Annotated in this window: 25 protein-coding genes and 1 pseudogene; 16 read left to right on the top strand and 10 right to left on the bottom strand. The window is 58.9% G+C overall.

Going from position 1 to position 22,543, the window contains the following annotated elements:
- Positions 1-193 precede the first annotated feature (193 nt).
- The 4 genes and pseudogenes from ACP7E4_RS09310 (at position 194) to ACP7E4_RS09295 (ending at position 4,929) form a co-directional block, all read left to right on the top strand.
- Complete coding sequence (locus ACP7E4_RS09310) at positions 194-1,666, top strand: mechanosensitive ion channel domain-containing protein (protein ID WP_426113367.1); 1,473 nt, start codon at positions 194-196, stop codon at positions 1,664-1,666.
- 97 nt (positions 1,667-1,763) lie between these two features.
- Entirely contained in the window at positions 1,764-2,696 is a 933-nt protein-coding gene (locus ACP7E4_RS09305) for a S66 peptidase family protein (RefSeq protein WP_426113369.1), read from the top strand.
- A 262-nt stretch (positions 2,697-2,958) separates the two neighbouring features.
- Positions 2,959-4,068: pseudogene (locus ACP7E4_RS09300) on the top strand (HAMP domain-containing protein); the annotation flags it as partial.
- Positions 4,048-4,929 (top strand): methyl-accepting chemotaxis protein, encoded by an 882-nt coding sequence (locus ACP7E4_RS09295; protein WP_426224888.1) that lies wholly within the window; start codon positions 4,048-4,050, stop codon positions 4,927-4,929. The pseudogene ACP7E4_RS09300 and the gene ACP7E4_RS09295, both read left to right, overlap by 21 nt.
- A gap of 122 nt (positions 4,930-5,051) precedes the next feature.
- Here the strand turns inward: ACP7E4_RS09295 and ACP7E4_RS09290 are convergent, their stop codons facing one another.
- Together ACP7E4_RS09290 and ACP7E4_RS09285 are read right to left on the bottom strand one after the other, a co-directional pair.
- Positions 5,052-6,242 (bottom strand): benzoate/H(+) symporter BenE family transporter, encoded by a 1,191-nt coding sequence (locus tag ACP7E4_RS09290; protein ID WP_426113371.1) that lies wholly within the window; start codon positions 6,240-6,242, stop codon positions 5,052-5,054.
- Between the two features lie 154 nt (positions 6,243-6,396).
- On the bottom strand, positions 6,397-6,876 hold the full coding sequence (locus ACP7E4_RS09285; protein WP_426113373.1) for a MarR family winged helix-turn-helix transcriptional regulator: 480 nt from the start codon (positions 6,874-6,876) through the stop codon (positions 6,397-6,399).
- A gap of 82 nt (positions 6,877-6,958) precedes the next feature.
- On the opposite strand from ACP7E4_RS09285, the gene ACP7E4_RS09280 reads away from it, so the two are divergent.
- From ACP7E4_RS09280 to ACP7E4_RS09270, 3 genes are all read left to right on the top strand, one after another.
- Positions 6,959-8,125, top strand: a complete 1,167-nt coding sequence (locus tag ACP7E4_RS09280) for a PLP-dependent aminotransferase family protein (RefSeq protein WP_426113375.1) — start codon at positions 6,959-6,961, stop codon at positions 8,123-8,125.
- Positions 8,126-8,160: 35 nt separating this feature from the next.
- On the top strand, positions 8,161-8,763 hold the full coding sequence (locus ACP7E4_RS09275) for a glutathione S-transferase family protein (RefSeq protein WP_426113377.1): 603 nt from the start codon (positions 8,161-8,163) through the stop codon (positions 8,761-8,763).
- A gap of 123 nt (positions 8,764-8,886) precedes the next feature.
- Positions 8,887-9,279 carry a lysozyme inhibitor LprI family protein gene (locus ACP7E4_RS09270; RefSeq protein ID WP_426113379.1) on the top strand — a complete coding sequence of 131 codons (393 nt, stop codon included), beginning with the start codon at positions 8,887-8,889 and terminating at the stop codon, positions 9,277-9,279.
- A 12-nt stretch (positions 9,280-9,291) separates the two neighbouring features.
- Here the strand turns inward: ACP7E4_RS09270 and ACP7E4_RS09265 are convergent, their stop codons facing one another.
- Both ACP7E4_RS09265 and folE read right to left on the bottom strand, forming a co-directional pair.
- Positions 9,292-9,663 carry a glutathione S-transferase N-terminal domain-containing protein gene (locus ACP7E4_RS09265; protein WP_426113381.1) on the bottom strand — a complete coding sequence of 124 codons (372 nt, stop codon included), beginning with the start codon at positions 9,661-9,663 and terminating at the stop codon, positions 9,292-9,294.
- 76 nt (positions 9,664-9,739) lie between these two features.
- Positions 9,740-10,285: a GTP cyclohydrolase I FolE gene (gene folE / locus ACP7E4_RS09260; RefSeq protein WP_065836292.1), complete on the bottom strand. Its 546-nt coding sequence runs from the start codon at positions 10,283-10,285 to the stop codon at positions 9,740-9,742.
- 219 nt (positions 10,286-10,504) lie between these two features.
- Here folE and ACP7E4_RS09255 point away from each other — a divergent pair, with 219 nt between their 5' ends.
- Entirely contained in the window at positions 10,505-10,678 is a 174-nt protein-coding gene (locus ACP7E4_RS09255; RefSeq protein ID WP_426113384.1) for a hypothetical protein, read from the top strand.
- A 45-nt stretch (positions 10,679-10,723) separates the two neighbouring features.
- On the opposite strand, the gene ACP7E4_RS09250 is transcribed toward ACP7E4_RS09255, so the two are convergent.
- From ACP7E4_RS09250 to ACP7E4_RS09240, 3 genes are all read right to left on the bottom strand, one after another.
- Positions 10,724-11,281, bottom strand: coding sequence for a Smr/MutS family protein (locus ACP7E4_RS09250; RefSeq protein ID WP_426113386.1), 558 nt, complete (start codon positions 11,279-11,281; stop codon positions 10,724-10,726).
- Positions 11,282-11,368: 87 nt separating this feature from the next.
- A complete protein-coding gene (locus ACP7E4_RS09245) occupies positions 11,369-11,689 on the bottom strand; it encodes a hypothetical protein (RefSeq protein WP_426113388.1) in 321 nt (106 codons plus the stop codon).
- Between the two features lie 225 nt (positions 11,690-11,914).
- Entirely contained in the window at positions 11,915-12,505 is a 591-nt protein-coding gene (locus ACP7E4_RS09240) for a cysteine hydrolase family protein (protein ID WP_065836289.1), read from the bottom strand.
- Positions 12,506-12,744: 239 nt separating this feature from the next.
- Here ACP7E4_RS09240 and prmB point away from each other — a divergent pair, with 239 nt between their 5' ends.
- Positions 12,745-13,653 carry a 50S ribosomal protein L3 N(5)-glutamine methyltransferase gene (prmB, locus tag ACP7E4_RS09235; protein WP_426113390.1) on the top strand — a complete coding sequence of 303 codons (909 nt, stop codon included), beginning with the start codon at positions 12,745-12,747 and terminating at the stop codon, positions 13,651-13,653.
- A gap of 134 nt (positions 13,654-13,787) precedes the next feature.
- Here prmB and ACP7E4_RS09230 read toward each other — a convergent pair whose 3' ends face one another.
- Both ACP7E4_RS09230 and ACP7E4_RS09225 read right to left on the bottom strand, forming a co-directional pair.
- Entirely contained in the window at positions 13,788-14,585 is a 798-nt protein-coding gene (locus tag ACP7E4_RS09230) for a hypothetical protein (protein ID WP_426113392.1), read from the bottom strand.
- Between the two features lie 130 nt (positions 14,586-14,715).
- Positions 14,716-15,675, bottom strand: a complete 960-nt coding sequence (locus ACP7E4_RS09225; RefSeq protein ID WP_426113394.1) for an alpha/beta hydrolase — start codon at positions 15,673-15,675, stop codon at positions 14,716-14,718.
- 160 nt (positions 15,676-15,835) lie between these two features.
- On the opposite strand from ACP7E4_RS09225, the gene aroC reads away from it, so the two are divergent.
- From aroC to ACP7E4_RS09195, 6 genes are all read left to right on the top strand, one after another.
- Positions 15,836-16,927, top strand: a complete 1,092-nt coding sequence (aroC, locus tag ACP7E4_RS09220; protein ID WP_426113396.1) for a chorismate synthase — start codon at positions 15,836-15,838, stop codon at positions 16,925-16,927.
- A 60-nt stretch (positions 16,928-16,987) separates the two neighbouring features.
- A complete protein-coding gene (locus tag ACP7E4_RS09215; RefSeq protein ID WP_426113590.1) occupies positions 16,988-18,127 on the top strand; it encodes an MFS transporter in 1,140 nt (379 codons plus the stop codon).
- Positions 18,124-18,738: a methylthioribulose 1-phosphate dehydratase gene (locus ACP7E4_RS09210; protein WP_426113398.1), complete on the top strand. Its 615-nt coding sequence runs from the start codon at positions 18,124-18,126 to the stop codon at positions 18,736-18,738. The genes ACP7E4_RS09215 and ACP7E4_RS09210 overlap by 4 nt, the downstream gene beginning before the upstream one ends.
- A gap of 76 nt (positions 18,739-18,814) precedes the next feature.
- The gene (locus ACP7E4_RS09205; protein ID WP_426113400.1) at positions 18,815-19,363 is read left to right on the top strand and encodes a 1,2-dihydroxy-3-keto-5-methylthiopentene dioxygenase; all 549 of its coding nucleotides are present in this window, start codon (positions 18,815-18,817) and stop codon (positions 19,361-19,363) included.
- A gap of 12 nt (positions 19,364-19,375) precedes the next feature.
- Positions 19,376-20,059 (top strand): acireductone synthase, encoded by a 684-nt coding sequence (gene mtnC / locus ACP7E4_RS09200; RefSeq protein ID WP_426113402.1) that lies wholly within the window; start codon positions 19,376-19,378, stop codon positions 20,057-20,059.
- A 263-nt stretch (positions 20,060-20,322) separates the two neighbouring features.
- Positions 20,323-21,045 carry a LuxR C-terminal-related transcriptional regulator gene (locus tag ACP7E4_RS09195; protein WP_426113404.1) on the top strand — a complete coding sequence of 241 codons (723 nt, stop codon included), beginning with the start codon at positions 20,323-20,325 and terminating at the stop codon, positions 21,043-21,045.
- A gap of 199 nt (positions 21,046-21,244) precedes the next feature.
- On the opposite strand, the gene ACP7E4_RS09190 is transcribed toward ACP7E4_RS09195, so the two are convergent.
- The gene (locus ACP7E4_RS09190) at positions 21,245-21,523 is read right to left on the bottom strand and encodes a DUF3509 domain-containing protein (RefSeq protein ID WP_020291487.1); all 279 of its coding nucleotides are present in this window, start codon (positions 21,521-21,523) and stop codon (positions 21,245-21,247) included.
- Positions 21,524-21,974: 451 nt separating this feature from the next.
- Here ACP7E4_RS09190 and ACP7E4_RS09185 point away from each other — a divergent pair, with 451 nt between their 5' ends.
- Positions 21,975-22,511, top strand: a complete 537-nt coding sequence (locus ACP7E4_RS09185; RefSeq protein ID WP_426113406.1) for an ankyrin repeat domain-containing protein — start codon at positions 21,975-21,977, stop codon at positions 22,509-22,511.
- Positions 22,512-22,543: the final 32 nt, after the last annotated feature.

Here is a 22,543-nt window from a genome sequence, read left to right as displayed (position 1 = left end):
AGCATCCTTATTACATTCGAAATACTATTCTCGCTCCCACAGTGTGGACTGCCGCCAAACGCCTCATCGCTCTGTAAATCGCTACCCGCCTTACAGTCCTCCACCGCTTTGGATTTCAATCAGCTAAGCTCGGCGTGTTTCAGGTTGATCGGTCTGATCTGCGCCTGATTCGCGGACTTTCTGGAGCGTGTCGATGGATTCCCCGTGGTTGGCTTTTCCGCTGGTCAGCGCTTCGCTGGTCCTGGTCATCGATCTGACCTTCTGGCAGTGGGTGGATCAGCGTTGGTTGCGCTGGAAGATGGTGGTGCGGCTGGGATTGTTCCTGCTGTTCAGCATGTGCTTGATCCAGGCCGGGTTGAGTCCTTTGAACACGGTGCCGTCCGAGCTGCCGGTATCGCGTCACGTGCTGGCGACCACGTTGTCCATCGCCTGGTGGCTGTTTGGTGCGCGAACCCTGACGATCCTCATCAGCGTGCTGCTGGCGCCGCGCATCGGCGGCAAAGGCCATCTGCTGCAAGACGTGCTGGGTGCGATCATCTTTCTGGTCGCAACGGTGGCGGCTGCGGCTTATGTGCTCGATCTACCGGTTAAAGGCCTGCTGGCAACCTCAGGGGCCGTGGCGATCATTCTCGGTCTGGCGGTTCAGAGCACGTTGAGCGACGTGTTCTCCGGCATCGTGCTCAATGCCACCAAACCGTTCCGGGTTGATGACTGGATTCGGGTCGACGACATTGAAGGCAAGGTCATCGAGATTGACTGGCGCTCGACCCATTTGCTGACTTCCGAAGGCAGCATGGCGGTGATCCCCAATGCCATGGCCGCCAAGACGCGGATCGTCAATTTCAGTCGTCCGGATCATTTTCACGCGGTGACCCTGACCGTCGAACTCTCGGTGCGCCTGCGACCCAGCCTCGTGCTGGATGCCATCGGCAAGGCGCTGCAAGGTTGTCGGGAATTGCTGGTACAACCGGCATCCAGCGCGGTGGTGGTCAAGTCCGGGTTGCGCAGCGTCGAATATGAAGTCACCGGCTACGTTCAGTCCCGGGACCGTCGTTCTGCAGTACGCAATCAGTTGCATGACTTGATCTACCGCCAGTTGGCCGCCACTGAAACGCGCCAGGATCAAGTGCGGCCCGCCACTCGCATCTCGGCGGTGCTCAACACAGTCGGCGCATTGCGCATGTTGAGCAACGCCGATCTGGCCGAGCTGGAGCGCAACATGCGCCTCAATGCTTTTCAAAGTCGCGAGGTGATTCTGGCGGCGGGCGTCGTCCCTGATGCGTTGTACATCATCGAATCCGGGATCGTTTCGGTGTCCATCGAGCGTCCCGAGGGCTGGCTGGAAGTAGGGCGCATGGGCCCCGGCGAACTGATGGGCGAAACCGGGTTTGTCGATCAATCGCCTGCTGTGGGACGTTTTTGTGCCCTGACCGATTGCATGGTGTACCGCATCGCGCTGGCAGACCTGGAACCCTGGCTCAAGGATCATCCGGAATTGCGCGGTGCGCTGGCCGGGCTGGCGCGTTTTCGGGCCAAGGCCCGTGCGGCCATGCTCACCAACAAGCCGGCGGCACCCGATCCCAATGGCTTTCTCAAATGGCTGCGCAAGGGTGTCACGCGCTTCCAGGCACCGCGAGAGCCGCGCAAGACGGACAAACTCAGTTAACGTGTCGGTAATTAGTTATGTAGATCGACCGCGAGGAGTGCTCTACATTACCTTGGCTTTCGACATAGCCCTTTCATTTCAAGCCTGAGTCAGTTGAATGTCTTCCATCTGCTTGCCGACGCTCCATCCCCAAGCACTGCGCCGTGGCGATGCAGTGGCGCTGGTCTCGCCAGCCGGTCCCGTGGCCGCCGAAAAAATCGAATCAGCCGTGCAGGTGTTGCAAGGTTGGGGCTTGCGTCCCCGCGTCTATCCCCACGCGCTGGATCAATACTCGTTCTACGCCGGTCGGGATGAAGATCGCGCGGGCGACCTGAATGATGCGTTGGCCGACCCTGAAATCCGTGGCGTCATCTGCAACCGTGGCGGCTATGGCGTGCAGCGAATCATCCCGCGTCTGGATTTTGAGGCGGTGCGCCGCGATCCGAAGCTGGTGGTGGGTTTTTCCGACATTACCGCGTTGCATGCGGCCCTCTGGACCGAGGCCCGACTGGCAACGGTTCACGGCCCGGTGGCGACCCAGCTTGAGCGCGGCGGTGTCTTCACCAGCGGCATGCATCACACCTTGATGAGCACCGAGCCGGTGCTGGTCGCGGCCAACGCAGACGAACCCACTTTCAATGTCCGAATCAAGGGGCGTGCCTCGGGAACATTGCTGGGCGGAAACCTGAGCATGCTCAGTACCTGTGTCGGCACCCCGTTCATGCCCGACCTGAGTGGTGCCGTTCTGCTGCTCGAAGACGTGGGCGAGGCGAGCTACCGGATTGATCGCATGCTGACTCATTTGCTCAACTGCGGAATCCTGCAACGTCTGGCCGGCATCGCCGTGGGCCAATTCAGTCTTCCGGGCAACGGACTCAGCGCGGTATCAGCGTCTGAGGTATTGACTGAGCGTCTGGGCAAACTGGGTATTCCGGTTCTGGGCGGGTTGTCCATCGGGCACGGCACCCTCAACATCGCAGTGCCGTTGGGCACCGAAGCCACGCTTGATGCCGACGCGGGAACGCTGCTGGTGGCCGCCGCCGCCCGATAGGTTTCAGTCGCACCGGATCAGTACCGCGCTGCCCTTGACGGGTACGAATTCGGGCGACTTTTCGAGGTTTTTTGATAGCCGGTCGCGCCGGGTTGCTGCGCGCCGACTCAGACCGTCCTGAAAGCGACTTCAGCGTAGCTATTTGCCATTATTCCGACGGTAGAGACTTGTATCTGCCGTGAGCCATTGCGAATCTGCACGATTATTGAATGGCCTGTTTAAAGGCCAGAGTGCCTAAGGTATTCACAGGGGATGCGACGCTATGATTTCGGCCGTGCAAGCACGATTCGCTGATCTGGGGATGGCGAAAAAACTGGGCGTGGGTTTCACGCTGGTTCTGTTATTGACCGTTCTGGTAGCAGCCATCGGCGTCTGGTCGTTGCAAAACATCAGCGTGCATTTTGACGGATTGAAGCAGATGTCCGCGTTGAACAGCGGCGTGCTCAAAGTCAGGCTGCTGGAGCAGGATTATGCACTGCGCAGTGATCCGAAAATCGTTGATGAACTGCACGGCGGCATCGAAAACCTCAACCTCCTCGCTGAAAACCTCAAAGGCCAGTCGCCCGCCAACCAGCAGATGATGACTCAGGTCCAGCAAGGTCTGGCTGCGTACCGCAAATCCTTCGATGAGTTCGTCAGCCTCAGTCAGAGCAAGGATCTGGCGCTGGAAATGGCCAGCTGGTCGGTCTCCAGCGTGGCCAACAACCTCGATGTGCTGCAGGCCGGGCTGGCCGATGACGGTGCGTATGGCCTGAAAGACTCACAAGGCCAGCAAGGTGGCGAGTTCATCGAACAGGCCAACCAGGTCAGTCAGGTTTCCAAACTGATGATGCAGGCCATGGACGAAGCGCGGGTGCGCCTGGACAAGAGCCGCAAGACGGGTTCGGGCGAGGAAGCCAAAACCGGCAAGATCGAGCAGGCCGATCAGGCCCAGGCCCTGGCCGAAGAACTCAAGGGCGTGATCAAGGATGCGGGCTATCTCACCGTGCTGGGGGAAGTCAGCACGCACATTGTCAATTTCACCGACAAGCTCAACGAATACACGGGATTGCTGGCCAGCGAAGCGCAGGTCTCCAAACAACTGGCTGCCAATGCCCGGCAGGTCGTGGATCAGGTCAATCAAGCCTATGCCGCCGAAGACGACTCCATGCAGGCGCAACTCAAGACCAACTCCATGCAGATCATCGGGTCGTCGATCATCGCCTTGCTGGTGGGCCTGATTGCGTCGTGGCTGATTACCCGGCTGATCGTCGGACCGTTGCGCAGTGTCATCGCCTTCGCGCAGCGCATTGCCGCCGGCGATTTGAGCGCCAGTGTTGCGGTCAGGCGTCGCGATGAAATTGGCCAGCTGATGCTCGCCATGCAACAGATGGGCGCAGGACTGAGCGGCATCGTCAGCGGCCTGCAAGCGGGTATCGAACAGTTGGCCAGCTCTGCCCATTCCCTGTCGGCGGTAACTGAACAGACCAACCGGGAAGTCAGCAGCCAGCAGCAGGAAACCGAGCAAGTGGCGACCGCGATGAACCAGATGACCGCCACGGTCCACGATGTGGCGCGTAATGCCGAAGAAGCCGCACTCGCGGCGCAGACCGCCGACAACAAGGTCGACAGCGGCCAGACCGTCGTGCGTCAGAGTCTGCAACGTATCGAGCAACTGGCCACCTCCGCGACATCGGCGAGCAACAGCATCGAAAGCCTCAGCGCGGAAATTCAGAACATCGGGACTGTGCTCGGCGTGATCAAAAGCGTTGCCGAGCAGACCAACCTGCTGGCCTTGAACGCAGCAATCGAAGCCGCACGGGCTGGCGAGCAGGGTCGAGGTTTCGCGGTTGTCGCCGATGAGGTTCGGGCGCTGGCCAAGCGTACTCAGCAATCGACAGAAGAAATCGAACGTCTGGTCGGCAGCTTGCAGAACGGCGCCCAAGCGTCGGTGACGCAGATTCGCAGCAGCGCAGAACTGGTCAAGCTGGCAGTCAGCGACGTGTTGCAAACCGAAAGCGCGCTGGGCAGCATCGCCTCGGCGGTGTCGATGATCCAGCAGATGAATCAGCAGATCGCTGCGGCTGCCGAGGAGCAGACGTCAGTGGCCGAAGAAATCAACCGCAGCGTCACCAGCATCCGCGCCAGCGCCGATCAGTCGGCTTTGGCGATGCGCGGCAACGCCGCGTCAAGTATCGAGCTGGCGTCGCTGGGCATGGAGTTGAAGGGGATGGTCGGGCATTTCAAGTTGTAAGGAGAGAATCGTTTGTGGGACCGGATTTATCCGGGAAGGCGTCAGCGCTTGGGCACAAAGCTCATTGGCCGCGCTGGCCATTCCCGAATAAATTCGGTCCCACGATAACCCGGCTTCGGAGCCTAAGCCCGCCGCCCATTCAGAATCAGCAACGTCAAAACCCCCGCCACAATCCCCCAGAACGCCGAACCGATGGAAAACAGCGTCAGCCCCGATGCTGTAACCATGAAGGTAATCAGCGCCGCTTCACGTTCCTTGGGTTCGGTCATCGCCACGGTCAGGCCGTTGATGATCGAGCCAAACAGCGCCAGTGCCGCGATGGACAGCACCAGTTCCTTGGGGAATGCCGCAAACAGGGCCGCAAGCGTTGCACCGAAAATTCCGGCGATGCCGTAGAAAATCCCGCACCAGACTGCGGCTGTATAGCGCTTGTCCCGATCTTCATGGGCATGCGGTCCGGTGCAGATTGCCGCGCTGATCGCCGCAAGATTGATCCCGTGGGAGCCGAATGGCGCCAGGATCAGCGAGGCAATGCCGGTCGCAGAAATCAGCGGCGAGGCGGGCACTTCATAGCCATCGGCGCGCAGCACGGCAATGCCGGGCATGTTCTGCGAGGTCATGGCCACGACAAACAGCGGAATACCGATACTGATTGTTGCTGCAAAGGAAAACTCAGGCGTGGTCCAGACCGGCAGGGCGACTTCCAGGGCAAATCCGCTGAAATCCAGCAGGCCCAGCAAGCCGGCCAGCGCAACGCCCACCAGCAGCGCGCCCAGCACGGCGTAGCGCGGCGAAAGGCGTTTGACGATCAGGTAAGTGAAGAACATGCCCAGCACCAGTGCTGTACGGTGCTGAGCGGCGACGAAAATCTCGCTGCCGATCTTGAACAGGATTCCCGCCAGCAATGCTGCAGCCAGGGATGCCGGCAAGCGTTTCACCAGGCGTTCGAAGCTGCCGGTAAAACCGCAGATCATCACCAGCACCGCGCAGGTGATGAAGGCGCCGATCGCTTCGGGGTAGGCAACGCCGCCCAGGCTGGTCACCAGCAATGCCGCGCCGGGCGTCGACCAGGCGACAGTGATCGGTGTGCGGTAACGCAGCGACAGGCCGATGCTGCACACCGCCATGCCCATGAACAGCGCCCAGATCCACGAAGAAATTTGCGCCGTGGTCAAGCCCGCCGCCTGACCGGCCTGGAACATCAGGACCAGCGAGCTGGTGCAGCCGGTCATCATGGCGATGAATCCGGCGACAATGGCTGACGCGGACGAGTCCGCCAGCGGGCGTAACGGGGCTTGTGTGGTGTCGGTCATCGGACATTCCTTGCGCGAATTCAGGCGCCAAGCCTAAACGTAGTCGTTACAAGGCGTTGCGATACAGCCAGCTGCACAAACGCAAGTACAGTTAGCTAAAACATAGCAAAAGTGAAGCGTTGTACGGGTGAGCTGAAAACGGCTCATACAGGGCTTATGAAATGGGCTCTTTGCGCCCGGCTACAGGTTTTTCCGGGCTTTGCCGGGTTTGCCCCAACGCCTGATTAACCGACAGCCAGCCATCAACCGCCTCTTGGCCGGCATCGCGAAATACCCTTTGTAAAAGTTTGACCTGCTCGCGGCGGAGCGCCTGTTCAAACTTTACCCCTTCGGGGGTCAATGCCAACAAGCGCTTGCGTTTGTCGCTATCCGGCGCTGCGCTTTGCACCAGATCCATTGCAACCAGCTGGCGTAACGGCGCATTCAGCGCTTGCTTGCTGACTCCCAGCACGCTGAGCAACTCCGTGACGCTCAAGCCGGGATAGCGCGCGATAAAAAATACGATGCGTTGGTGCACTCGGCTGCAGCCGCGCCGCTCCAGCATTTCATCGGCCTTGGCGGTGAAGGCCTGATAGCCGAAGAAAAAAGCTTCCATGGCGACTTGCTGAGTGGCGGGATTTTTAAGGTCAAGCATATTGACGTATCCGGTTGCTATATCGTAGTTTCAGTCAACCAGTTTGACTTATTTCCATTTATTTCGGCTACCGGTGATCTCCATGGCATTCTCCGAACGCGTTTCCCGCCTGAAAAGCTCCTTGATTCGTGAAATCCTCGCGGCCGCGCAGCGCCCGGAAGTCATGTCGTTTGCCGGTGGTCTGCCGGCCGAAGCCATGCTGCCCCGTGTGGAGTGGGCCGACATGCCTGTGGCGTTGGGCCAATACGGTATGAGCGAAGGTGAGCCCGAATTGCGCGAAGCCCTGGCTGATGAAGCCCGCGCTATCGGTTTGCCCTGCGACGCGAGCCAGGTATTGATCGTCAGCGGTTCTCAGCAAACCCTGGATCTGGCCGCCAAGCTGTACATCGACAAAGGTACGGAAATCGTTCTGGAAGCGCCGACTTACCTGGCCGCGCTGCAGATATTTCAGCTGTTCGGGGCTGATTGCCTGACGGTGCCGTTACAGGCCGACGGCCCGGATCTGCTTGCGCTGCGTCAGCGCCTGGAGCAGCACAAGCCTGCGTTTGCCTACCTGATTCCGACTTTCCAGAACCCGTCTGCAGTGCGTTACAGCGAGGCCAGTCGCGAGGCGGTCGCGGCGCTGCTGGATGAGTTCGGCGTGACCTTGATTGAAGACGAGCCTTATCGTGACCTGACTTTTGACGGTGGCAGCGCTCGACCGATTGCCAGTCGCCTGAAAAAAGCCAGCTGGATCTACACCGGTACCGTGTCGAAGACCTTGTTGCCAGGCTTGCGCGTTGGTTATCTGATTGCCAGCCCTGATCTGTTTCCCCATCTGCTGCGCTTGAAGCAGTCAGCCGACCTGCATACCAATCGGCTGGGTCAATGGCAGGCGCTGCAATGGATCGGCACCGAGCACTACCGCACGCATTTGCTGCAATTGCAGGACTTCTATCGTGGCCGTCGTGACGCATTCGAAGCCGCCCTGCAAGAGCATTTCGGCGATCTGGCCGACTGGAAGAGCCCGCAAGGCGGATTGTTTTTCTGGCTGACGTTGCGGCAACCGTTGGATACTCGCACTTTGCTCGATGCCGCATTGGCGCAGGATGTCGCGTTTATGCCCGGCGAACCGTTTTTTGCCGACCCGGATGCCAATCATGGCTATCTGCGTTTGAACTTCAGCCACATCGACCCGGCACGTCTGGATGAAGGCCTGAAACGACTGGCGGCAGTAGTGCGAATGGCTCAGCTGCAACGAGCGGCTTAACGGCAATCAGGACAAGCAGTGAAAGGAGAGCAGTGATGTACAAGGTTTATGGCGATTACAACTCGGGCAACTGCTACAAGATCAAGCTGATGCTCAGCCTGCTGGGCATCGCGTATCAATGGATTCCGGTGGACATCCTCAGCGGCGAGACGCAGACGCCGGCATTTCTGGAAAAGAATCCCAACGGAAAGATTCCCGTCCTGGAGCTTGAAGACGGCACCTGTCTGTGGGAATCCAATGCGATCCTCAATTTCCTCGCTGATGGCAGCCATTTTCTGCCGGCCGAGCCGCGCTTGCGTACTCAGGTCCTGCAATGGCAGTTCTTCGAGCAATACAGCCACGAGCCCTGTATTGCGGTTGCGCGCTTTATTCAATTCTATCTGGGCCTGCCCGAGGAACGGCTCGCTGAATACCGCTCCTTGCAAAAGGCCGGTTATCGCGCCCTGGCCGTGATGGAGCAACAGCTCAAGCGCACGCCGTATCTGGTGGGCGACATGTTCTCCATTGCCGACATTGCGCTCTACGCTTACACCCATGTGGCCCATCAGGGCGGTTTCGACCTGGCGCCGTATCCAGCCATTCAACACTGGCTGGCGCGGGTCAAGGGGCAGCCGGGCTATGTGGGCATGCTGGATTGATGAGCGGTCAGTTGTAGGAGCCAACTTGTTGGCGAGGCGTTGTGTCAGACCGCTTCGCGAGCAAGCTCGCTCCCACACAAGTTCGCTCCTGCCGGGTTTCAATTACTTGATACGGAGTTTCACATGCGATTTTCGATGATGGCGGTCCTGGCTTTGATGGCGCTGGGCATTGGTTGTTCGGCACAGGCGCAGATTCAGGATTGCGATGGCACCCAGGGCGAGATGAACGCCTGCGCAGGCAAGCAGCTGGCGGTGCTGGATGCGGATCTGAATAAACAGTACAAGGCGCAGATGAGCTTTCTGAAAGACAACGCGCAGAAGCAGGCGCTCAAGGGTGCGCAGGTGAAGTGGATCGCGTTTCGTGACGCCGATTGCCTGTATCAGGTGGGCAAACGCGAGGATTCGGGGTCCATCTGGCCTTTGCTGCAATCTCAGTGTCTGGCCGAGCACACTGAGTTGCGGGTCAAGCAATTGAAGGCTTACGTCGCCTGTCGCCAGGACGGTTGCCCGAACTGATCGAGCGAGGGATCAGACCGCAGCGAAGCGCTGGTTCAGGTAATCGATGATGACCTTGGATTCGTACATCCACACGGTCTTGCCGCCTTCATTGATGCGCAGGCAAGGGACTTTGATCTTGCCGCCTTCAGTGAGCAACGTTTGGCGATCCAGCTCGTTGTTCTTCGCATCGCGCAGAGCAACCGGCACGTTCAGACGGCGCAAGGTGCGGCGCGTCTTCACGCAGAACGGGCAGGCGTGAAACTGATACAGCGTCAGGTCCTGCGCCGAGGCATCGACAGTGGCCTGAGCTTGCGGCGTGCGCTGCTTTTTGCCGGGGCGGGTCAGGAAGTCGCCGAAGATGATCAGCTGGCCCAGACCAACTCTTAATGCCTTGATAAACATGATGCAAACCTTCTGAAAAACCTAGGCTGAAAGATTGCCCAAGGCCCGAACGCAAGGCAGTCGGGCAGGGCGGCAATCACTTGATCAGGCTGAGAAACTCGCTGCGGGTCGCCGCGTTTTCACGAAATTCGCCGAGCATCACCGAAGTTATCATCGCCGAATTCTGCTTCTCGACGCCGCGCATCATCATGCACATGTGCTTCGCCTCGATGACCACCGCCACACCGAGCGCGCCGGTGACCGTCTGCACGGCTTCGGCGATCTGACGGCTCAGGTTTTCCTGGATCTGCAAGCGACGGGCGTACATGTCGACGATGCGCGCGACCTTGGACAGGCCGAGCACTTTGCCGTTGGGAATATAAGCAACGTGAGCCTTGCCAATGAACGGCAGCAAATGGTGCTCGCACAACGAATACAATTCGATGTCCTTGACCATCACCATTTCGCTGGCGTCGGAGCTGAACAGCGCGCCGTTGGTGACTTCTTCCAGGGTTTGTTCATAGCCGCGACACAGATACTGCATCGCCTTGGCGGCGCGCTTGGGTGTGTCGAGCAGCCCTTCGCGGGAAACGTCTTCGCCCAGTTGGCCAAGGATCTCGGTGTAATTCTGTTCCAGTGTCACAGAGCTTTATTCCGTGTGGGTTCAATAAACGCGGGTTTGGAGGCCCGCCAAGGCGCACATAGTAACTTACCTGCGGCCGACAAGTCGCGGTCGGGTCCGTGCGGCGCGCCTATGTATCAAGCCTGATACCTGACCTCTACCAAGCTGCTACGTACATATGAGTGCTGGCGCTGTCTGACGTACAGGTAATAAATACCTGTCGCATAGAGAGTTAATTAGATGTTTGCTCGAATAGTTAAAGTCGCAATGGTTGTAGCTGTACTGTCCACGGTCTCCGGATGCTTTCCGTTCTGGGGTCCGGGTGGTCATGGCGGCGGCGGTGGCGGTGGTCATCATGACGGTGGCGGCCAGGGCGGCGGCGGTGGTCAAGGTGGTCCAGGCGGCCGTCCGTAACACCTGTATTACTTCAGGCTAACGCTTGAACCAGGCTGCGACGGTTTATTCGTCGCGGCCTTCCATCATGGTCCGCTTGAGGATCACGTAAACCGCTCCCGCGCCGCCGTGCTTGGCCAGGCACGAACAGAAGCCCAGAACCTGCGTATGTTGTCGCAGCCAGGTGTTGACGTGGCTTTTGATCATCGGCCGCTTGCCGTCCAGGCGTACCGCCTTGCCATGGGTCACGCGCACGCAGCGGATTTCCAGCCTGGTCGCTTCGGCGAGAAATTCCCACAAGGTTTCGCGCGCTACTTCGACGCTCATGCCATGCAAGTCCAGGCTGCCCTCGAAGCTGATCTGACCCAGCTTGAGCTTGCGCATCTGACCTTCCTGTACGCCGTCCCTTGACCAGCTCAGCACGTCCTCGGGGCCCACATCAATTACGAATTGATCAGACAGCCCGTCAACGGTCACCGAATCGGTGCGCACGGTTGCTGACTGGCGCAGCCTGGCCAGGAGTTTGCGATCGGTCTTGGGTTTGCCCACATCCGCATGTTCATGCTTGATGGGCTTGACGCCGCGCGTCTCGTTTCGGAACAGGGAAAAGTCGTCGTCTTGCATGGTGCCTCCGCGAAGAGGGCTAGTTTAACCAAGTCGCGGGGTGCTCGGGTTGACTAAACTCAGGTCGACAAAAAAACGCTGCGGCAATCAGTCGTGTTTTTTCATCAGGTGCGGGGCCATATTCAAACCTTTGGCCCGACGCCGACTCAGGCGGCAGCGCCTCCACAACCAGATGCCGAGATACAGCACCAGCAAGCCGCCGGCAATGATGAACGCGGCGCCGACCGGGCTGGCATTGAGTTCGCCCAATGCCTGGGGATGCCCGATCAGACTGGACACACCCGCCATGGTCAGCAAAACGCCCAGCGTCGCCAGCAAGGCAGCAATCGCAGAACCAATACGCACACCCCAGTTGCCTTGCCCTTTGGGGCGCAGGCGACGGGCGTCGAAACCATCGGATATTTTCATTCCGATTTCCTCCAGGTGTATCGGCGCTCTGACCCGGATATGAACCGGTGGTTCCCGTCACGACGGGTTCAAAGGCAAATGCGGGTGATTAATGGATAGGCGGTTATGAGAAGTAGATCACATGTTTGCAGGGGGTGCAGGCATTGCTTCAGGAACCGTCTTGAGATGCTCCGGCGCAACAGCGGCGCAGGGTGACGGTGGAGCGATTCCTGATGCTCAAGCGCCTCAGATCAGGTCTTTGGTCAACGCTAGCGTGGCGAAGTTATCGTTCATGATGGCCATTTCGGTGCGATGCACGACCCGGGCGCTGACCACGCCTTCAGGGCTTGGCAGGTCGCGGGTTGCGCAGGCGTCGTCGACCAGTGTGCAGCGATAGCCGTAGTCCTTGGCGGCGCGGACGGTGGTGCTGATACTCGAATGGCTCATGAAGCCGCACACGATCAGGTCCAGATGGCCAAGGCTCTGCAACAGATCGTCAAGACCGGTGCCATTGAAAGCATTGGGGAGGCGTTTTTCAACGACGCGTTCGCCATCATGGGGCAGCAGCGACGGCAGGAATTCGCCGCGTTCACCTTGCGGGTCAAACAGGCCGCCGACGGTGCCGAGGTGGCGGATATGCACGATGGGGCACTTCGCAGCACGGGCAGCCGCTACCAGCAGGCAGATATTGGCGACGGCTTCGTCGATACCGCTGAGCGCCAGTGGACCACTGACATACTCTTTCTGGGCATCGATGATAATCAGGGTGGCATTACTCAAAGTGGCCGGTGCATAACCACGGCCGCTGAGTTGAAACATGGTCTTTGGATCTGACATCTGGGGCTCCTTCAGGTGGGGCTTTTGCGACATTCTCCTCCGGCTGAGCGGTTCTGGGAATGGCAACGATGACAACTAACGGTTTTGCTGGGCTGTAGCGCTGTTTTCAGCTGTGTAATGGCAGTATGCCTTGATTGTTTTGCCGGGATACATAAAGTGCAACAGATGCGAAGGCCCGATACGGCTTCACGGCATCGTCTGTTAGAATCCCCCGTCGTTTTCTCAAGGAGTTGTCTGAAGTGATCACATCCCGCTTGCGTACGCTGCGCGACCATATCCGTTGGGCGGTCAGTCGCTTTCACGAAGAAGACCTGTTTTTCGGGCATGGTACCGATAACGCGTGGGATGAAGCCCGGCAGCTGGTGCTGGGTGCCGTACACCTGCCTTGGGAAATTGCTGACAGCTATCTCGATTGCCGCCTTGAGGTCGATGAGATTGCCCTCCTGCAACGCTTGATCATGCGCCGCGTCGACGAGCGCATCCCGACGCCTTATCTGCTCGGCGAAGCCTGGTTTTGCGGGATGTCGTTCATTGTCGATGATCGCGTGCTGATTCCACGTTCACCCATTGCCGAGCTGATCGAAAATCGCTTTGCGCCCTGGCTGCCCGACGAACCGGCGCGGATTCTCGATCTGTGCACAGGCTCCGGTTGCATCGGCATTGCCTGCGCCGACGTATTTCCGGACGCCGAAGTGGTGCTGGCGGATCTGTCCTATGAAGCGCTGGAGGTGGCCAATAAGAACATCGAGCGCCATGGCGTGGACACTCGCGTGTACACCGTGCAAGGCGACGGTTTCGACGGTTTGCCGGGGCAGCGCTTCGACCTGATCGTCTCCAACCCGCCGTATGTCGACGCCGAAGATTTCGCCGATATGCCTGACGAATACCAGCACGAGCCGGAACTGGCTCTGGCGTGCGGCAGTGATGGTTTGAATCTGGTGCGACGCATGCTCAGCCAGGCGGCCGATCATTTGACCGAGAAGGGTTTGTTGATCGTCGAGGTCGGTAACAGCCAGGTGCATGTGCAGGCGCTGTATCCGGAAGTGGACTTCGCCTGGTTGGACTTCCTGCGCGGCGGGCATGGCGTGTTCATGCTGACCGCTGCCCAGTGCCGGGAACATCAGGCGCTGTTTGAAACGCGGCTGTGAGCGTAGCGACTGTCGCGTAGGAGGGGACTCGTCCCCGATGGCTTCGGCGCAGAACTCATCGGGGACAAGTCCCCTCTTACCCGATTCGTGCACCGTCGGCACAGGTTTTCATATCCGGCATTGGTGAATGCTGTTTAACGATGCGTCGCAATCCAGATCAGCAACCCCGCCTGGAATACGGCGAAGGTCACCAGACACGCAATCGTGAAGCGCAGGCCGCTGTCCTCGCGTTTGTATTTGGTCACCCGGTCTTCGTGCTGGCGAATCAGCACTTCCTGTTCGATCATCTTTTTCTCGGCGTTCTCCAGCATTTGCGAGGCTTCGAGGATTTCGATGATCTGGATTTTTTCGATATTCCAGGTGCTGTGCAGGTTACCGACCTGAACATCCTTGACGCTGCCTTTCATGTGCTGCGCATCGGCGTAGGCGACTTCGAAACCCTGGGTGCGCAGAAAATGGTCACGGCGCAGTCGGGTGTCTTCGTTCAGGCCGTCTTTGCTGGCCAGTGCCACGCTTTCAATCTTGTACGTCGACCATTTTTTCTGTGCCCAAAGAATGCCTTGGGCAGCCAGGAAGCGACCGATCCCGCGGTTCCACGGTTCGATCTGCAAGCCGGAATCGGGGCCCATGCGCACCAGGCGTTTCTCGTGGTCGACCCAGACGTCCAGATGATTCTGCTCGCGCCGAACCCGTTGTCCTGGCAGCTGAATGGCCAGGCGCAGCAGGCTCAACTCCTTGCTGTGACGCTCGGCTCGACCGAACTGCACGAAGCGCAGGGGGCGGGCGCCGGTGGCCCGGTCAGTCTGCAGCGGTGCCAGCCGCAACATCATGAAGGTTTCCGGCTGAACCTCTTCCCACGGCTGCGCAACCGCCGGTATTTCATCAGTGGCGGGTTTTTCGGCAACAGTGTGTAGAGCATTCGTTTCAGTCATTTTTCCCGCCGATCCCGGTCATGATCCTTATGTTGCAGACAAAATATTGCAAACACGGTGCCATTAGCACCGTATCGGCCGCTTTTGTCAGTCCTGAAGGGCGTTTCGCGTGTTTGCATCAAAAAGCGCATCAAGCGGCGGGCAGGGCGCCGATGAAACGCAGAATGCGGGTAGTCAGTTCACTGGCCAGCGGCAGCTGCGGGTCTTTATACGAAGCGAGCTGACGTTTGATGTCGTTGGGCACGATGCGCAGCACGTGATTCATGCCGTCGATCAAGGCCAGTTCAGCATCGGGTTTGGCTTGCTGCAGAAGCTGCGCATCGCCCACGCCGACCTGAATGTCGTGGCGACCCTGCACGATAAGCGCCGGAACCTGTAACTTGCCGAAGGCAGCGGCCGGATCCTGGCGGAACAGCGAGGTCAGGTAAGGTTGCACGCTGGGACGAAATACCACCTCCAGCTCGGCGGGCACATCGTCGTCGGTCTTGCCGGCCTTGATTTCATCGATCAGCTGATTGCTGCGCGCAAGCAGCGCAGGCGGCAGACGGTACTGCAGCTGTTCGCGCAGCACCTGGTCAACCGGGCGGCCGGTGCCGGCCACGGAAATCACCGCAGCGGCGCCGGCTTTCTCGGCAGCCAGCGAGGCGACCAGGGCGCCTTCGCTGTGGCCCAGCAGAATCAACTGGCCCAGACGCGGATCAGCCTTGAGTTTCTGACCCCAGGCTTGGGCATCCGCCACGTAACCTTCGATGCTCAGGTTACGTTCGTCCGGCGTGGCAGGTTTGCTGGCGGCGATCCCGCGCTTGTCGTAACGCACGCTGGCAATGTTGTGTTTGGCGAGGATGCGCGCCAGGCGCTTCATGCTGTCGTTGCGCCCGCCATCCGGGTTGTTGCCGTCCCGGTCCGTCGGGCCGGAGCCGGCAATGATCAGCACCACCGGCACTGGCGCCTCGGATTTGGGCAGCAGCAAGGTGCCAAACAGCTCGCCGGTACCGGTGTCGAGACTGATCGGTCGTTGCAGAACAACTGGTTCGCCAGCGTAGGCAAGCCCGGTGAGCAAGGGAAGTATCAAGGCAATAACTCGTAACATCGTTGGGCCACTATCTGTTTGGGTGCCGATTGGACGCGGCCAGACGAATAAGGTTCGAGGATGAACTACACGACCAGCCTGCGTATACTGGCGCGCCTGGTTTTTATTGATCTGGTTTTTATCGATCTCGCTTTTTTCGCTGACTTCTCGGAGCGCCCGCATGTCCGGCAATACTTTCGGCAAGCTGTTCACTGTCACCACCGCTGGCGAAAGTCATGGCCCGGCGCTGGTTGCTATCGTTGACGGCTGCCCGCCGGGCCTTGAGCTGTCGCTGCAAGACCTGCAACGCGACCTCGACCGGCGCAAGCCTGGCACCAGCCGCCATACCACCCAGCGTCAGGAAGCCGACGAGGTGGAAATCCTCTCGGGCGTCTTCGAAGGCAAGACCACGGGTGCGTCCATTGGCTTGCTGATTCGCAACACCGATCAGAAGTCCAAGGACTATTCGGCGATTCAGGATCTGTTTCGCCCGGCCCATGCCGACTACACCTATCACCACAAATACGGCATTCGCGACTACCGTGGCGGTGGTCGCAGCTCGGCGCGGGAAACCGCCATGCGTGTCGCGGCCGGTGCCATCGCCAAGAAGTACCTGGCGAGCCTGGGCATTGTGGTGCGTGGCTACATGAGCCAGCTGGGGCCGATCGAGATTCCGTTCAAGACCTGGGATTCGGTTGAAGACAATGCCTTTTTCTGCCCCGATCCGGACAAGGTCCCGGAGCTGGAAGCCTATATGGACCAGCTGCGTCGCGATCAGGATTCGGTCGGTGCGAAGATTTCCGTGGTCGCCGAAGGCGTGATGCCGGGTCTGGGCGAGCCGATCTTTGATCGTCTGGACGCCGAGCTGGCCCATGCGCTGATGAGCATCAATGCCGTCAAGGGCGTCGAGATCGGTGCCGGTTTTGCCTGCGTTGCCCAGCGCGGTACCGAGCATCGCGACGAACTGACGCCGGAAGGTTTCCTCTCCAACAATGCCGGCGGCATTCTGGGTGGCATTTCCTCCGGGCAGCCCATCGTTGCGCATCTGGCGCTCAAGCCGACCTCCAGCATCACCACGCCGGGGCGTTCCATCGACGTCAACGGCAATCCGGTGGACGTGGTCACCAAGGGCCGCCATGACCCGTGCGTCGGCATTCGCGCCACGCCCATCGCCGAGGCGATGATGGCCATCGTGTTGCTGGACCACTTGCTGCGCCATCGCGGGCAAAACGCCGGTGTGCAGGTCAGCACGCCTGTGTTGGGTCAGCTCTGATGATCGACGGCGCCGCTGCCAGCGCAGCCTGCTAGCGTGGCGTCGGTCTCAGCCGGGACGCTGCCGTATTGGCGGCTGTCCAGCTTCTACCTGTTTTACTTTGCCTTGCTCGGTTCCACGGCACCGTATCTGGCGCTGTATTTTCATCATCTGGGTTTTTCCAGCGCGCGGATCGGCGAACTGGTGGCAATCCCCATGCTGATGCGCTGCATCGCGCCCAATATCTGGGGTTGGCTCGGCGATTACACCGGACGACGCCTGACCATCGTGCGTTTCGGCGCGGTCTGCACGCTGCTGACGTTCTCGCTGATTCTGTTCGACAAAAGCTATGCCTGGCTGGCGCTGGTCATGGCGTTGCACGCTTTCTTCTGGCACGCGGTGTTGCCGCAGTTCGAAGTCATTACCTTGGCGCACCTGCAAGGGCAAACCTCGCGCTACAGCCAGATTCGACTCTGGGGTTCGGTGGGCTTCATCCTCGCTGTTGTCGCCCTGGGTCGTCTGTTTGAAGGGTTCAGCCTCGACCTTTATCCTCAGGCGTTGCTGGTGATCCTGCTTGGCATCGTCGTCAGCAGTTGGTGGGTGCCCAATGCCCAGCCGGTGCTGTCGGCTGCGCGCCTGGGCGCCGGGGGATTTTTCCGGCAACTGACCCGGCCCGGGGTGCTGGCGTTTTATGTCAGCGTCGGGCTGATGCAGTTGAGCCACGGACCGTATAACACCTTCCTGACGCTGCACCTTGAAAGCCTGGGTTACAGTCGCGGCATCATTGGCGTGTTGTGGGCCGTGGGCGTGGTGGCTGAAGTGCTGATGTTCATGGCCATGAGCCGGATGCTGAAGCGTTTTACCGTGCGTCAGGTGCTGCTGGCGAGTTTCCTCCTGGCGGCGTTGCGCTGGGTGTTGCTGGGCAGTTTCGCCGAGCATTTAGGGGTGCTGCTGATTGCCCAACTGATGCATGCGGCGACGTTCGGCAGTTTTCACGCCGCTGCCATCCATTTCGTGCAACGTAGTTTCGGGCCGCAACAACAAGGCCAGGGTCAGGCGCTTTATGCGGCGTTGGCCGGCACCGGCGGCGCGTTGGGGGCGTTGTATTCGGGCTACAGCTGGAATCTGCTGGGCCCGGGCTGGACGTTCAGCATCGCCAGCATTGCGGCGCTGGCCGCCGCTGTCATCACAGGTTCAAGAATGAAAGAGGAGCGCGCATGAGCCGCGAACAGCTAGGCCAGGCAATTATCGATGCCGGGCGTTTTTTATATGCACGTGGCTGGTCACCCGCCACCAGCAGCAATTATTCCGCACGGCTGAGCGCCACCGAAGTGCTGTTGACCGTTTCCGGCAAGCACAAGGGCGAACTGGGCCCGGACGACGTGCTTGCGACGGATCTGGCCGGCCACAGCCTGGAGCCGGGCAAGAAGCCTTCAGCGGAAACCTTGCTGCACACCCAGCTTTATAGCTGCAGGCCGGACGTCGGCGCGGTGCTGCACACTCATTCGGTGAACGCTACGGTATTGTCTCGTCTGACTGCCGCCGATCATCTGGTGTTCGAGGACTACGAGCTGCAAAAGGCGTTCAGCGGTGTCGTCACTCATGAATCCCGGGTTGTGGTGCCTATCTTCGACAACGATCAGGACATCGCCCGACTGGCCGCCAAGGTCCAGCCCTGGCTCGATGCCCATCCAGACTGCGCCGGTTATCTGATTCGCGGCCACGGTCTGTACACCTGGGGCGCGCGAATGAGCGATGCGTTGCGTCAGATCGAAGCGTTCGAGTTTCTGTTTGAATGCGAGCTGAAAACCCTCGCCATATTGAATCGATAACAGCTTTACCCGCAGCGGCCTGGCTTTCCTATTATTAAAATCAGCCGCAGGGTTCACCAAAACCGAGGAATTGCCCATGAGCAGCCTGTTCGTTTATCACGAGTCCAGCCCTGACCAGCCCAATAAAGTCCTGACCCACGTCGAAGACATCGCCTCAACCCTGGCTGAGCACGGTGTCGGTTTCGACCGTTGGCAGGCGGCTACGCCGATTGCTCCCGGCGCACCCCAGGAAGAAGTCATCAGCGCTTATCGGTTGCAGATCGACAAGCTGATGACCGAACGCGGTTATGTCACTGTCGATGTGATCAGCCTCAACAGCGACCATCCGCAAAAAGCCGAACTGCGCGCCAAATTCCTCGACGAACATCGGCATGGGGAAGACGAAGTAAGATTTTTCGTCGCCGGCCGTGGGCTGTTTACGCTGCACATCGACGATTATGTCTATGCCGTACTGTGCGAAAAAAACGACCTGATCTCCGTTCCTGCGGGTACCCGGCACTGGTTTGACATGGGCGAGAACCCGCATTTTGTGGCCATTCGCCTGTTCAACAATCCTGAAGGCTGGGTTGCCAACTTCACCGGCGAAAGCATCGCCCGCAACTTTCCGCAGCTCGACGATTTATAGGAGCGGATACCGATGACGATTAAAGCTGTCCTGACCGATATCGAAGGCACCACCAGCGCCGTGAGTTTTGTCCTCGACGTGCTGTTCCCTTTCGCTGCGAAACATCTGCCGGACTTCGTGCGTCAACATGCCAGCGAACCTGCCGTTGCCGCGCAGTTGCAAGCCGTGCGCGCGGACAGCAGCGAGCCGCAGGCGTCCGTGGAGCGCGTTGTCGAGATCCTCTTGCAATGGATCGCCGAGGACCGCAAGGCCACGCCGCTCAAAGCACTGCAGGGGATGGTCTGGGAGCAGGGCTACAAGGCCGGTCAGCTCAAGGGCCACGTTTATCCCGACGCCGTGGAAGCACTCAAGCGCTGGCATCAGGAAGGCTACGCGTTGTACGTTTATTCGTCGGGTTCGATTCAGGCGCAGCAACTGATTTTCGGCTGCTCTGAAGCGGGTGATTTGTCCGGATTGTTCAGTGGCTATTTCGATACCACTTCCGGCCCAAAACGCGATCCGCAGTCCTACAAAACAATCACTGCCGCTATTGGGTTGCCTGCCGAGCAGATCGTGTTTCTCTCGGACATCGTCGAGGAACTGGACGCCGCACAAGCCGCCGGCATGGCGACTTGTGGCCTGGTTCGCAATGGCGGTGAACTGGTCGGGCACAGCAACGTTGCCAGTTTCGCGGTGATTGATCTGGCCCGCTTCTGATTGGTCTTCCCTCGGCAGTCGCGGGCCAGAACTGCGGCTGCCGTCAGCAAACATCGCCTGCCTCGTTACTTATCTGCAGAACTTTAGTCAGTCGTTTCTGAATGCGTTGTGGGACCTGACCTGGATGTAAGTCGGCGATGACTGTTTGTTTTCGCTTTGGCTTTTCAGCGCGTTTATTCGTGTAGTTTTCTGCTCATCCAGCCATCGCCGATATTGCTTGAAAACCATAAAACAGTGGCCGGCTGGATAAGGAGCTAGCCACGATGGAAACTGCCAAATCACGAAACGCGAATCTTGATCCGCTCATACAACAAATAGTCAGCAGCGTTACCGAGCTGGACAGCGAATATGCAATTGAAAACGCATTGGTCTGGTTGCGGCGCGAGTGTAATTGCGAGCGGGCAATGTTTTATCAGTTCCGGGGTTCGATGCTGCTGACTATTGTGACGTCCAACGTCGACAGCAACTGGCGCCACATGTACCGCCGCAGCCGGATGCTGCTGGAAGATCCGGTGGTCAGATATTACCGGGAGCAACTGGGTTTTCTCGACTGGCGCAAGGCGTTCCAGCTCGATCCGCCTTCCAGCAGCTACAACGAGGCCGTTGCCAGTCATCAACTGAATCCAGGTTGCTCCTACGGCTACAGCCATCAGGGCCAGGGATTTCAGGGTGTCACTTCAATCTGCTCGCTCAACGGTTTGACCCGAAGCCTCACCGCTGCGGATAAATACTTGCTGTCCAGTCTGGTGCCGGTCCTGCACATGGTGGGCAGAGGCGCGAAGTTACGATCCCGGGGGCTTAGCGAGAAGGAGATTGAAGTGTTGGAGTGGGTCAGAGAAGGCAAGACCACTACCGAAATCGCATCGATCCGGCAAATCGCCGCGCCTACCGTGAAATATCATCTGAAGAGCATTTACAACAAGTTGGGCGTCTCCAATCGCGCGCAGGCGGTGGGGGAGGCGTTGTCCCAGGGGATTATCAAGTAAGTCGGGTAAACGCGATCTTCACGCGCAGAAACAGGTCAACTGGCAGTGCGATTCGCGGGCAAGCCTTGCTCCAACGAGTCGGTATTTATCGCGCAAAAAAAAAGCCGCGAAAGCCTTTCGGCAGTCGCGGCAAAAAACAAAGGATGAGAGAGCGGGTGAATCAGTACAGCGTGAATCGTGCAGTCGGCCTCACCATTACTCAGCGAGTGTGGTAGGTCGGCAAATCAAAACGGTGTTGGCTTTGCAGCATCGAGATGGCCGGCAGTTCGCTGGCTTGCGCGGCGAGGTCGCGACGAATGGCGCTGATTACCCATTCCAGCTGAACCGGAGTATGGAGCTGCGCATAAGACACGGAACGACGGATCTGTTTGCCTTCACTGTTACGCAAAGAAAGAAGCACACCACCGTCAGGACGAGCCTGAGTGGTTACGTCGAATTCGGAAAAGACGGAAGCGAATTTTTCTTGGATAAAAGTCATGTCTAGCGGCTCCATTGCTCATGGGATAACAAGCGTGGAATTACTAGTGCAGTGACTGTGCCAGTATTTGTATATAAATTAAGTCTTTTAAAATCAGTAAGTTACCGATTTTGAAATTTTCGAGTCTCGTGCAATTTGCATGAAGGCCCATCGTGCATCCTGCATTTTGCGGGTTTTTTTGCGGTCGGACGGACAAGGCGTGGAACTTAAGCGAAAGTCCGGGCTCTTGCAGAACCGGACGGAGATGCGAACGCACCTGACGCTCTGACCACGTTTTTGCCGAATTATTCGAGCCGGCCTGAAAAACCTTTTCCGTCTATTTATTGATGACCTTGATAGGCGGCTTTGCCTTGACCCCATTCGAACGGCTGCGCACAGTTGCGGTCATTACCAGACAGCTTTCCTGAACCTGATTAATGCGGCGTGCGCACCGCTTGCGAGGAGATACCTGATGTCAGATCAAACCAATACGACTGCCGAACCCGTGCGGATGACCGATGACGAAGCCCTCGAATTCGCAGAGCAGGTGTTCGACGTGGCGCGCCGTGGCGATGCGGTGATGCTGGACAAGCTTCTGGAGAAAGGCCTGACGCCGAACTTGCGCAACCACAAAGGCGACACGTTGTTGATGCTGGCCAGCTATCACGGCCATCAGGACGCCGTTCGGGTGCTGCTCAAGCATCAGGCCGATCCGGAAATCCGTAACGACAACGGCCAGAGCCCGGTGGCAGGCGCTGCCTTCAAGGGCGATATGGCGGTGGTTAAATTGCTCATCGAAGGCGGCGCCGATGTGGAAGGCGCTTCGGCGGACGGCCGCACTGCGTTGATGATGGCGGCAATGTTCAATCGCACGGAAATCGTCGATTACCTGATCAGCAAGGGCGCCAATCCCCACGTGCAGGACGCCAAGGGCGTTACGCCACTGGCCGCCGCGCAAACCATGGGTGCAGCAGACACCGCCGCGCAGTTGAGCAAACTCGCCAACTGATATAGAGGTGCGCAGGATTTGTCGTTATCCTT

Source organism: Pseudomonas sp. DSP3-2-3 (assembly GCF_049898225.1).
Classification (GTDB): Bacteria; Pseudomonadota; Gammaproteobacteria; order Pseudomonadales; family Pseudomonadaceae; genus Aquipseudomonas.
This window is presented reverse-complemented; position numbering and strand designations above follow the sequence as displayed.

What these genes read in the sequence shown, in the direction of transcription:
- ACP7E4_RS09310 (WP_426113367.1), top strand. Translation starts at nt 194, where the DNA reads ATGGATTCCCCGTGGTTGGCTTTTCCGCTGGTCAGCGCTTCGCTGGTC.
- ACP7E4_RS09305 (WP_426113369.1), top strand. Translation starts at nt 1,764, where the DNA reads ATGTCTTCCATCTGCTTGCCGACGCTCCATCCCCAAGCACTGCGCCGT.
- ACP7E4_RS09295 (WP_426224888.1), top strand. Translation starts at nt 4,048, where the DNA reads ATGCTCGCCATGCAACAGATGGGCGCAGGACTGAGCGGCATCGTCAGC.
- ACP7E4_RS09290 (WP_426113371.1), bottom strand. Translation starts at nt 6,242, where the DNA reads ATGACCGACACCACACAAGCCCCGTTACGCCCGCTGGCGGACTCGTCC.
- ACP7E4_RS09285 (WP_426113373.1), bottom strand. Translation starts at nt 6,876, where the DNA reads ATGCTTGACCTTAAAAATCCCGCCACTCAGCAAGTCGCCATGGAAGCT.
- ACP7E4_RS09280 (WP_426113375.1), top strand. Translation starts at nt 6,959, where the DNA reads ATGGCATTCTCCGAACGCGTTTCCCGCCTGAAAAGCTCCTTGATTCGT.
- ACP7E4_RS09275 (WP_426113377.1), top strand. Translation starts at nt 8,161, where the DNA reads ATGTACAAGGTTTATGGCGATTACAACTCGGGCAACTGCTACAAGATC.
- ACP7E4_RS09270 (WP_426113379.1), top strand. Translation starts at nt 8,887, where the DNA reads ATGCGATTTTCGATGATGGCGGTCCTGGCTTTGATGGCGCTGGGCATT.
- ACP7E4_RS09265 (WP_426113381.1), bottom strand. Translation starts at nt 9,663, where the DNA reads ATGTTTATCAAGGCATTAAGAGTTGGTCTGGGCCAGCTGATCATCTTC.
- ACP7E4_RS09255 (WP_426113384.1), top strand. Translation starts at nt 10,505, where the DNA reads ATGTTTGCTCGAATAGTTAAAGTCGCAATGGTTGTAGCTGTACTGTCC.
- ACP7E4_RS09250 (WP_426113386.1), bottom strand. Translation starts at nt 11,281, where the DNA reads ATGCAAGACGACGACTTTTCCCTGTTCCGAAACGAGACGCGCGGCGTC.
- ACP7E4_RS09245 (WP_426113388.1), bottom strand. Translation starts at nt 11,689, where the DNA reads ATGAAAATATCCGATGGTTTCGACGCCCGTCGCCTGCGCCCCAAAGGG.
- ACP7E4_RS09240 (WP_065836289.1), bottom strand. Translation starts at nt 12,505, where the DNA reads ATGTCAGATCCAAAGACCATGTTTCAACTCAGCGGCCGTGGTTATGCA.
- ACP7E4_RS09230 (WP_426113392.1), bottom strand. Translation starts at nt 14,585, where the DNA reads ATGACTGAAACGAATGCTCTACACACTGTTGCCGAAAAACCCGCCACT.
- ACP7E4_RS09225 (WP_426113394.1), bottom strand. Translation starts at nt 15,675, where the DNA reads ATGTTACGAGTTATTGCCTTGATACTTCCCTTGCTCACCGGGCTTGCC.
- aroC (WP_426113396.1), top strand. Translation starts at nt 15,836, where the DNA reads ATGTCCGGCAATACTTTCGGCAAGCTGTTCACTGTCACCACCGCTGGC.
- ACP7E4_RS09210 (WP_426113398.1), top strand. Translation starts at nt 18,124, where the DNA reads ATGAGCCGCGAACAGCTAGGCCAGGCAATTATCGATGCCGGGCGTTTT.
- ACP7E4_RS09205 (WP_426113400.1), top strand. Translation starts at nt 18,815, where the DNA reads ATGAGCAGCCTGTTCGTTTATCACGAGTCCAGCCCTGACCAGCCCAAT.
- mtnC (WP_426113402.1), top strand. Translation starts at nt 19,376, where the DNA reads ATGACGATTAAAGCTGTCCTGACCGATATCGAAGGCACCACCAGCGCC.
- ACP7E4_RS09195 (WP_426113404.1), top strand. Translation starts at nt 20,323, where the DNA reads ATGGAAACTGCCAAATCACGAAACGCGAATCTTGATCCGCTCATACAA.
- ACP7E4_RS09190 (WP_020291487.1), bottom strand. Translation starts at nt 21,523, where the DNA reads ATGACTTTTATCCAAGAAAAATTCGCTTCCGTCTTTTCCGAATTCGAC.
- ACP7E4_RS09185 (WP_426113406.1), top strand. Translation starts at nt 21,975, where the DNA reads ATGTCAGATCAAACCAATACGACTGCCGAACCCGTGCGGATGACCGAT.